8 protein-coding genes and 1 pseudogene are annotated in these 9,134 nt (G+C 70.3%); 8 read left to right on the top strand and 1 reads right to left on the bottom strand.

What is annotated here, in order from left to right; all coding sequences use genetic code 11:
* The 6 genes and pseudogenes from RB628_RS31460 to RB628_RS31435 all read left to right on the top strand — a co-directional run.
* Positions 1-620 (top strand): annotated as a pseudogene (locus tag RB628_RS31460) (ABC transporter permease); the annotation flags it as partial.
* A 158-nt stretch (positions 621-778) separates the two neighbouring features.
* Positions 779-3,148, top strand: a complete 2,370-nt coding sequence (locus tag RB628_RS31455) for an RNA degradosome polyphosphate kinase (protein ID WP_412180752.1) — start codon at positions 779-781, stop codon at positions 3,146-3,148.
* A complete protein-coding gene (locus RB628_RS31450) occupies positions 3,129-4,262 on the top strand; it encodes a CHAD domain-containing protein (protein WP_318323985.1) in 1,134 nt (377 codons plus the stop codon). Before RB628_RS31455 ends, RB628_RS31450 begins: the two co-directional genes overlap by 20 nt.
* Positions 4,259-4,690, top strand: coding sequence for an NUDIX hydrolase (locus RB628_RS31445; RefSeq protein WP_318323984.1), 432 nt, complete (start codon positions 4,259-4,261; stop codon positions 4,688-4,690). Before RB628_RS31450 ends, RB628_RS31445 begins: the two co-directional genes overlap by 4 nt.
* Positions 4,691-5,376: 686 nt before the next feature.
* Positions 5,377-6,222, top strand: a complete 846-nt coding sequence (locus RB628_RS31440; protein ID WP_318323983.1) for a hypothetical protein — start codon at positions 5,377-5,379, stop codon at positions 6,220-6,222.
* Between the two features lie 174 nt (positions 6,223-6,396).
* Positions 6,397-6,585 carry a hypothetical protein gene (locus tag RB628_RS31435; RefSeq protein WP_318323982.1) on the top strand — a complete coding sequence of 63 codons (189 nt, stop codon included), beginning with the start codon at positions 6,397-6,399 and terminating at the stop codon, positions 6,583-6,585.
* A gap of 33 nt (positions 6,586-6,618) precedes the next feature.
* On the opposite strand, the gene RB628_RS31430 is transcribed toward RB628_RS31435, so the two are convergent.
* The gene (locus RB628_RS31430; protein ID WP_318323981.1) at positions 6,619-6,972 is read right to left on the bottom strand and encodes a metal-sensitive transcriptional regulator; all 354 of its coding nucleotides are present in this window, start codon (positions 6,970-6,972) and stop codon (positions 6,619-6,621) included.
* 269 nt (positions 6,973-7,241) lie between these two features.
* Here RB628_RS31430 and RB628_RS31425 point away from each other — a divergent pair, with 269 nt between their 5' ends.
* Together RB628_RS31425 and RB628_RS31420 are read left to right on the top strand one after the other, a co-directional pair.
* Positions 7,242-7,862: a DUF47 domain-containing protein gene (locus RB628_RS31425; RefSeq protein WP_164321238.1), complete on the top strand. Its 621-nt coding sequence runs from the start codon at positions 7,242-7,244 to the stop codon at positions 7,860-7,862.
* A 7-nt stretch (positions 7,863-7,869) separates the two neighbouring features.
* A complete protein-coding gene (locus tag RB628_RS31420) occupies positions 7,870-8,868 on the top strand; it encodes an inorganic phosphate transporter (protein ID WP_318323980.1) in 999 nt (332 codons plus the stop codon).
* Positions 8,869-9,134: the final 266 nt, after the last annotated feature.

Below are 9,134 nucleotides of genomic sequence, written 5' to 3'. Positions count from 1 at the left end.
TGGCCTGGACCCAGTCCGTGTCCCCGGCGCGCTGGCTCGCCGCCAAGCTCGCCGTACCGGCCGCCCTGCTCACCGCGGGCACCCTCCTCCTCGTCCTCCTGCACCGCCTGGCGTGGGGCGCGCACACCGAGCTGTTCCATGGCATGGGCACCCGGCAGTGGTACAACGACGGCAACTACTTCGCGAACGGCACCCTCGCCCCCGCGTACGCGCTGCTCGGCCTCACCGTCGGCGTCCTGACGGGACTGCTCGTACAGCGGTCCCTGGCCGCCTCCGGCAGCACCTTCCTCGCCTTCCTGGTCCTCCAGTTCGTGATCATGTCGCTGCGTCCGCATCTGTGGCCGGTCGAGACCCTGACCAGCAAGGACGGCTATCCGGAGTACATCGGCTTGGTCGTCGGCGACGGCGCCCTGGCCTCCACCGGGAAGCCCATCACCGACCCGGTCTGCGTCGCCGACACCCGGTGCCTCGCCGACCACGACGTCGTCGGCTTCTACCGCGACCACCACCCGGTCTCCCACTTCTGGCCCCTCCAGCTCATGGAGACCGGAATCGTCCTCGCCCTCGCCGCCGCCGCGACGGGCGCCGCCTTCCGGCTGCTGCGCCGCCGCACGGTCTGAGCGCCGCCGCCCCGGCCCGCGTACGCCCCTTCCACAGGAGGGAAGGGGCAGACGCGGACGCCAGACGCCTCCTGCGCGCACCCGCGAGCCGCCCGCCGATATCCCGCACGTCATGTCCTCGTAACCAGTGATTCAGCCAGGCTTGCGACGCTCACCCAATGACGCCCGCCGTGCCTGAGTCTTCACCGCCCCCAGAGGGCACCAACGGGACCGGAGCGGCCCGACCCGCCCCCGCCGCGCTCCCGCCCGCGCGTTCCGACGCGCCCGTCCCCGCCCCGGCGCGGAACAATGGGGTCATGAGCCAGCCAAACGCCCAGTCGCAGGTACAGCACGCGCAGCCGTCCGTCGGTTCCCTGACGTCCCACCGCCCGCACACGGTGTCAGCCGTCGTCTCCGACCTGGAACCCGACATCGACGCCGACCTCGACGAGTACGAGGAGGCCCCGTACGACGGCGAACAGCTGCCGCAGGGCCGCTTCCTCGACCGGGAGCGCAGCTGGCTCGCGTTCAACGAGCGAGTGCTCGAACTGGCCGAGGATCCCAGCACGCCCCTCCTCGAACGGGCTAATTTCCTCGCGATCTTCGCCAGCAACCTGGACGAGTTCTTCATGGTCCGGGTGGCCGGCCTGAAGCGCCGTATAGCCACCGGCGTGGCCACCCGCTCCGCGTCCGGTCTCCAGCCCCGCGAGGTCCTGGAGATGATCTGGGCCCGCTCCCGCGAGCTGATGGCCCGGCACGCCGCCTGCTACCAGGAGGACGTCGCTCCGGCGCTCGCCGAGGAGGGCGTGCACCTGGTCCGCTGGAGCGAGCTGACGGAGAAGGAGCAGGCCCGCCTGTTCACCCTCTTCCGCCACCAGATCTTCCCGGTCCTCACCCCGCTGGCCGTCGACCCGGCGCACCCCTTCCCGTACATCTCGGGTCTCTCCCTGAACCTCGCGGTGATCGTACGGAACCCGGTGAGCGGACACCGCCACTTCGCGCGCGTGAAGGTGCCGCCGCTGCTGTCCCGCTTCCTGGAAGCCTCCCCGAGCCGGTACGTGCCCATCGAGGACGTCATCGGCGCGCACCTCGAAGAGCTGTTCCCCGGCATGGAGGTCCTGGAGCACCACGCCTTCCGCCTCACCCGCAACGAGGACCTGGAGGTGGAGGAGGACGACGCCGAGAACCTCCTCCAGGCCCTGGAGAAGGAACTGATGCGGCGCCGCTTCGGGCCGCCGGTGCGCCTGGAGGTCGAGGAGTCCATCGACCGCTACGTACTCGACCTGCTGGTACGGGAGTTGAACATCACCGAGGCGGAGGTGTACCCGCTGCCGGGTCCGCTCGACCTCACCGGCCTCTTCGGCATCTCCTCCCTCGACCGGCCCGAGCTGAAGTACCCCAAGTTCATCGCCGGCACCCACCGCGACCTGGCCGAGGTCGAGTCGTCGTCCGCGCCGGACATCTTCGCCGCCCTGCGCGAACGGGACGTGCTCCTCCACCACCCGTACGACAGCTTCTCGACCTCCGTGCAGGCCTTCCTGGAGCAGGCGGCGGGCGACGACGACGTCCTCGCCATCAAGCAGACCCTGTACCGGACCTCGGGCGACTCCCCGATCGTGGACGCCCTCATCGAGGCCGCCGAGGCAGGCAAGCAGGTCCTCGTCCTCGTCGAGATCAAGGCCCGCTTCGACGAGCAGGCCAACATCAAGTGGGCGCGGAAGCTGGAGGCGTCCGGCTGTCACGTCGTCTACGGCCTCGTCGGCCTGAAGACCCACTGCAAGCTGTCCCTGGTGGTCCGCCAGGAGGGCGACACGCTGCGCCGCTACTCCCACGTCGGCACCGGCAACTACCACCCCAAGACGGCCCGCCTGTACGAGGACCTGGGCCTCCTGACGGCCGACCAGCAGGTGGGCGCGGACCTCTCTGACCTGTTCAACCGGTTGTCCGGCTACTCCCGCCGCGAGACGTACCGACGCCTCCTGGTCGCCCCCAAGTCCCTGCGGGACGGCCTGATCTCGCGGATCAACAAGGAGGTCCAGCACCACCGTGCCGGACGCCCCGCGTACGTCCGTATCAAGGTCAACTCGATGGTGGACGAGGCGATCATCGACGCGCTGTACCGCGCCTCCCAGGCAGGCGTCCCGTGCGAGATCTGGGTCCGCGGCATCTGCGCCGTACGGCCCGGGGTCCCGGGCCTCTCCGAGAACATACGGGTCCGTTCCGTCCTCGGCCGCTTCCTCGAACACTCCCGGGTCTTCGCCTTCGGCAACGGCGGCGAGGCCGAAGTGTGGTTCGGCAGCGCCGACATGATGCACCGCAACCTCGACCGCCGCATCGAGGCACTCGTCAGGGTCACGGACCCGGCCCACCGGGCCGCGCTCAGCCGGATGCTGGAAACCGGTATGTCCGACGCCACGCAGTCCTGGCACCTGGGCCCGGACGGCGAATGGACCCGGCACTCGACGGACCCCGAAGGCCACCCACTGCGGCACGTCCAGGAGATGCTCATAGACGCCCGGAGGCGCAGGCGTGGCACAGCAACACCTTGACCCGACCGACCCCACGACGGCCGGACCCGTGACCGCCGACGCCCTGGCGGACTACCTGCGGGCGCAGGCGACGGAGTTCCTCCGCGCCCTGCGCCTGCACAGAGAGACAGGCACGGGTACGACACACACGGGCTCCTCCGCCTCCCCCGGAGAGGAGCCCGTGGACGCGGCCCGCGCCATGCGCCACGCGGCCCGCCGCATCACCGGCACCCTCCACACCTTCCGCCCCCTCCTCGACCCCACCTGGTCGGAGACGATGCACCCCGAACTGGCCTGGCTGTCGGGCACCCTGGCCAGGGAACACGCCTACGCGGCCCGCCTGGAACGCCTGCTGCTGGCACTGCAGCGGCTGTCGGGCGCGGCACCTGTCCCAGCTCAGGCGAGCGCAACTGTGGGCAGTCGTTCCGCTGGGTCGGATCCCGTCCCGCCGAAAGCGGATCCCGGCAGCTCCGGCCCCCCGACCCGCCCGCCCACACCGGACCGCGGCAACCTGACAGTGGGCGCCGCGAAAGCGGGCGCCCTGCTCGAACGCCAACTGACACTCGCCCGCACCCGGGCCCACTCGGCAGCCCTGCAAGCCCTGGGATCGAGCCGCTTCCACGCGGTGGCGGACAACGTCGCGGTCCTGGCCAGCGAAGTCCCCCTCACCCTCACCGCGACCACAACCCCCACCGACCTGCGCCCCCTCGCCACCGCGGCCCACGAACGCCTCTGCGACGCGGTCACCGCCCTCCCCCTCCTCACCGCCGGCCACCCCTACAACGCGGAGGCCCTCGTCCACGGCCTCTCCGCCGACCCCGCCCCCCACCCCCAGGACGCCCCCTGGCACCACGTACGCCTCCTGCTGCGCCTGCGCCGCTACGCCCACGAGGTCCTGGAGGGCGACGAAGCCCGCGTGGACGTACGGATGCCGGCGGCCGGCGCGGCACTCAACCGCCACCGGGAAGCCGCCGAGGCCGCCTCGGCGGCGGCAGCGGCGGCACGCACCCCGCGCATCGCCCCGGCGACGGCGTACGCGCTCGGCGTGCTGCACGCCGACCAGCGGCACGAGGTGGAGGCGGCACGGTTCGCGTTCCAGCAGTCCTGGGAGAAGAAGGCGATGAGTACGAGATGACCTCCACCGGCGAACGACCCGACGAACGACCGGTACTGGCCGCGGGCTGCGTCCTGTGGCGCCGCTCACCCGTGGACGGCGGCCTGGAGATCTGCCTCGTCCACAGGCCGAAGTACGACGACTGGTCGCATCCGAAGGGCCGGCTGAAGCAGGACGAGGAGACACTCGCCGCCGCACTGCGCGAGGTCGAGGAGGAGACGGGCTACCAGGCCGCCCCCGGCGCTCCCCTCACCACGACCCACTACGAGGCCAACGGCCGCCCCAAGCAGGTGAGTTACTGGGCGGCAGAGGCGACGTCCGGAGCCTTCGCCCCGAACGACGAGGTCGACCTCGTCCTGTGGCTGCCCCCGGCGGCGGCCCACGAACGCCTCACCCAGCCCCGCGACAAGGACCTCGTCGACGAACTGCTGGCCCTGCGGCAGGAGTAGCCGGGGCCTGCCCGGCGGACCGGGGCCGGAGGACAGCTACGGCGCCTCGTCAGCGCCGGTGAGCGGAAGTTGTCACGTCTGACTGCAGGCCGGAGTAGCGCGTCGACGCGACGGGGCCCCCGCGCGAGCGAAACCGAGCACGGGCACGCCGGGCATGGGGAACACCGGGCAGAGGGTACGCCGAGCATGCGGAACGCCGAGCAGAGGGAGCACCGAGCACGGAGGAGTCGGCAACCGACGGCAACGCCGCGGGCGGGCGCCCGCCGTGGAGCGGCTGGTGTCCCCGCGTACCCACGCCCCGCGTACCCCGCCTCCCCGCCTCCCCGCGTACCCCGCGCCCCCGCGCCCCCGCGCCCCCGCGCCCCCGGCATGATCTGCCGGGCAGGCCCTATCGGCCCTCCTCCTCGTGTGCCCTGCCCTCCGACCGGGCCAGACTGCGGGCCCGGCGAGCGGGCCCTCGCCACCCGCAGACGCACCTGGCGAAGCAGAACGGCCCGTGTTCCACCATGGAAACGGAGTGCTCGTCGGGGAACTGAGAAGATTCGCCTGGGTCCTGCTGCGCCACACCCACAACGGTACCCATCCCCGGGTGAACCACTGCTACGCGCGTGACGACCTCCCCCACCCCTCGTTAAGCGGAACGACGACGGCCGTGGACCGACGGCCCGGCTTGGGGGTGGGCGGCGATGGACCGGCGGCGACACGGGCGAGCGGGCGGGGCGGTCGTCATGGCCGCCGCGACGACGGGTTTCCTGATCTGCGCCACCGGCTGCACGGGCCGCGGTGAATCCTCCGCCGGGGACGCGCGCCCGGCCGGCGACGCGGTCCGCGTCCTGCGGGGCGCCGCCACGACACTGGTCGACGCGGGCACCTCCAGAACCACCACCTCCATGGAGATGGCCACCGGCGGCACCCGGGTCACCATCCAGGGCGAGGGCGTCTACGACTACGAGAAGCAGCTCGGCCGGCTGAAGGTACTGCTCCCCCAGGACCCGGCGGGCGCCAGCCCGCACCGCCCGATCACCGAACTCCTCGCCCCGGGCGCCCTGTTCATGAAGAACCGGGGTGCGGGCGTCCCCGCCGACAAGTGGGTACGGGTGGACACGGCGACCCTCTCCGACGGCAACCTGGTGACGGGCGGGGCCACGGACCCGTTCGCCGCGGCCGAGGTGCTGCGCGGGACTCACGAGGCGACGTACGTCGGCCGGACCAGGGTCGCCGGCACCGAGGTACGGCACTACCGGGGCACTGCCGACCTCGCCGAGGCCGCGAAGAGCGCCTCACCGGGAAACAGGGGCCCGTTGGGAGCGGCGGCGAAAGGATTCGCGACCGCCGAGGTCCCCTTCGAGGCCTACCTCGACGACTCGGGCCGTATCCGCAAGCTCCTGCACCGGTTCAGCTTCGTCAACGGCCGGCAGAAGGGCGCGGTCGCGGTCGCCTCGACGACGCTGCTGTACGACTTCGGCGCCGCCGTGCACGTACGGCTGCCGCGGCCCGCGGACATCTACACGGGCCGTATCGCCGAGCAGTGAGGGCGGAAGTGGCCCGCGCCGGACTGCCGTACGGGAAACTGGGAAAGCGCACGGGCGAGCAACCCGGTCCGCCCCGGCTGCGTCCGCCGTAGCGCAAGGACTAGCCCGTCCGTGCCATGCGCGGGGTGTAGACCGCTCCCTACTCTAGGAAGCGGTGACGGCAGAGAAGAGGTGATGCACGTGGCTCCGGTCGGCGGTACGGCAGTTCAGGACCACGTGGCCCTCGCCGAGATCGAGCTGTGCGGAGATCTGATCATCGCGGCCTCGGCGGCCGGCGAGGAGCGGCTCAGCCTGGAGAGCATCGACGAGGTGCTGAGGGTGGCGGAGGAGCGCGAGGAGCGCAAGCTCACGTCCGGTGGCTGAAAAGCGACGGACGTCACGGGGTTGGCCAGGGGGTCAGGTACGCAGCAGACGACCGATCGCCTTGGTCGCCTCCTCCACCTTCGCGTCGATCTCCGTACCGCCCTTGAGGGCCGCGTCCGCGACGCAGTGGCGCAGGTGCTCCTCCAGGAGCTGGAGCGCGAAGGACTGCAGGGCCTTGGTGGAGGCGGAGACCTGGGTGAGTATGTCGATGCAGTAGACGTCCTCGTCGACCATCCGCTGGAGCCCGCGGATCTGCCCCTCGATCCGGCGCAGCCGCTTCAGATGCTCGTCCTTCTGATGGTGATACCCGTGCACACCCCGGTCGTGATCGGTCACCACGTCGGTCACCACGTCGGGCGTTCCGGCACCGGCCTCGGCGGTCGTCATCGCGTCCTCCCGTTGGACAGAACATCAGGCACATAACGGTTGATAAAACATCGAGATACCCCTGCCGGGTATATCGTAACGAACTTTGCTGGGTATAGGGCCAGTGCCCGGTGCCGATCAGGCGGTCCGGACGCCGTTCCGCTCAGGTGTAGACCACCGTGCAGGCCTCTCTGCCCGATGGGCGACACTGGGGAGCGACCCGTTAGCCGTGGCCGAATGTTGCGCCTAGCATCAGCCTGACCGAATCCGAAGGACTCCGAGGACCTCACGTGCGATTTCGTCTGACCCCCAGGGAGACGAGCTTCTACGACATGTTCGCCGCCTCCGCGGACAACATCGTCACGGGCTCGCGACTCCTCATGGAACTGCTCGGGGCGGACGCCTCCGGCCGGGCCGAGATCGCCGAGCGCATGCGGGCCGCGGAACACGCCGGTGACGACGCAACGCACGCGATCTTCCACCAGCTGAACTCCTCGTTCATCACGCCGTTCGACCGCGAGGACATCTACAAGCTCGCCTCGCTGCTCGACGACATCATGGACTTCATGGAGGAGGCCGTCGACCTGGTCGTCCTCTACAACGTGGAGGAACTGCCCAAGGGCGTCGAGCAGCAGATCGAGGTCCTGGCACGGGCGGCGGAGCTGACGGCGGAGGCGATGCCGAACCTCCGCACGATGGAGAACCTCACGGAGTACTGGATCGAGGTCAACCGGCTGGAGAACCAGGCCGACCAGATCCACAGAAAGCTTCTTGCACACCTGTTCAACGGTAAGTACGACGCGATCGAGGTGCTGAAGCTCAAGCAGATCGTGGATGTGCTGGAGGAGGCGGCCGACGCCTTCGAGCACGTGGCGAACACGGTGGAGACCATCGCGGTCAAGGAGTCCTGACCCTTTCATGGACACCTTCGCACTGATCGTGACCATCGGGGTCGCGCTCGGATTCACGTACACGAACGGCTTCCACGACTCGGCGAACGCGATCGCGACGTCCGTGTCGACCCGCGCGCTGACGCCCCGCGCGGCCCTGGTGATGGCCGCGGTGATGAACCTGCTCGGCGCGTTCCTGGGCAGCGGCGTCGCGAAGACGGTCAGCGAGGGCCTGATCGAGACGCCCCAGGGCTCCTCGGGCATGGCGATCCTGTTCGCCGCGCTGGTGGGCGCGATCACCTGGAACCTGATCACCTGGTACTTCGGCCTCCCCTCGTCCTCCTCGCACGCGCTGTTCGGCGGCATGGTGGGGGCGGCACTGGCGGGCGGCACGAAGGTCTACTGGGACGGCGTCCTGGAGAAGATCGTCATCCCCATGTTCGTCTCCCCGCTGGTGGGCCTGCTGGCCGGCTACCTGGTGATGACGGCGATCATGTGGATCTTCCGCCGCGCGAACCCGTCGAAGACCAAGCGCGGCTTCCGTATCGCACAGACGGTGTCGGCGGCGGGCATGGCCCTGGGCCACGGCCTCCAGGACGCCCAGAAGACCATGGGCATCGTGGTGATGGCCCTGGTCATCGCCGACGTCGAGGACTACGGCGACCCGATCCCGGTCTGGGTCAAGATCTCCTGCGCGGTGATGCTGTCCCTGGGCACGTACGCGGGCGGCTGGCGCATCATGCGCACCCTGGGCCGCAAGATCATCGAGCTGGACCCGCCCCAGGGCTTCGCGGCGGAGACGACGGGCGCGTCGATCATGTTCGCCACGGCCTACCTCTTCAAGGCCCCGGTCTCCACTACCCATGTGATCACCTCGGCGATCATGGGCGTGGGCGCGACGAAGCGGCTGAAGGCGGTGCGCTGGGGGATCGCCAAGAACATCGTTCTGGGCTGGTTCATCACCATGCCGGCGGCGGCCGTGGTGGCGGCGTTCAGCTTCTGGATCGTGAATCTGGCGTTCCTGTAGGCGCCGGTGAGCCCTTGCCGGCCCCGACCGTGACCACTGGCGCATTCCGGCAGCGTGCCGGTTCCTGCCGGGGCGGGCCGTGTCCCGCTTCGTGGTGCAAGCGACCTTGCTCGACGCGTTCCCGTAAGCCGCGCGTCGGCCACCTCATGGGACACGGCTCCAGGGTCGCGCGGCTGCTGACCGACCGTCAGCGCCATGCGTGGCCCCGAACTGCGGCGATGCGGCGATGCGGCGATGACCTGAGGATTCCGGCGCCTCGATCCGCT

Origin of the sequence: Streptomyces sp. ADMS (assembly GCF_033441795.1) — a bacterium.
In the GTDB taxonomy this organism is placed as follows: Bacteria; Actinomycetota; Actinomycetes; order Streptomycetales; family Streptomycetaceae; genus Streptomyces.
This window is presented reverse-complemented; position numbering and strand designations above follow the sequence as displayed.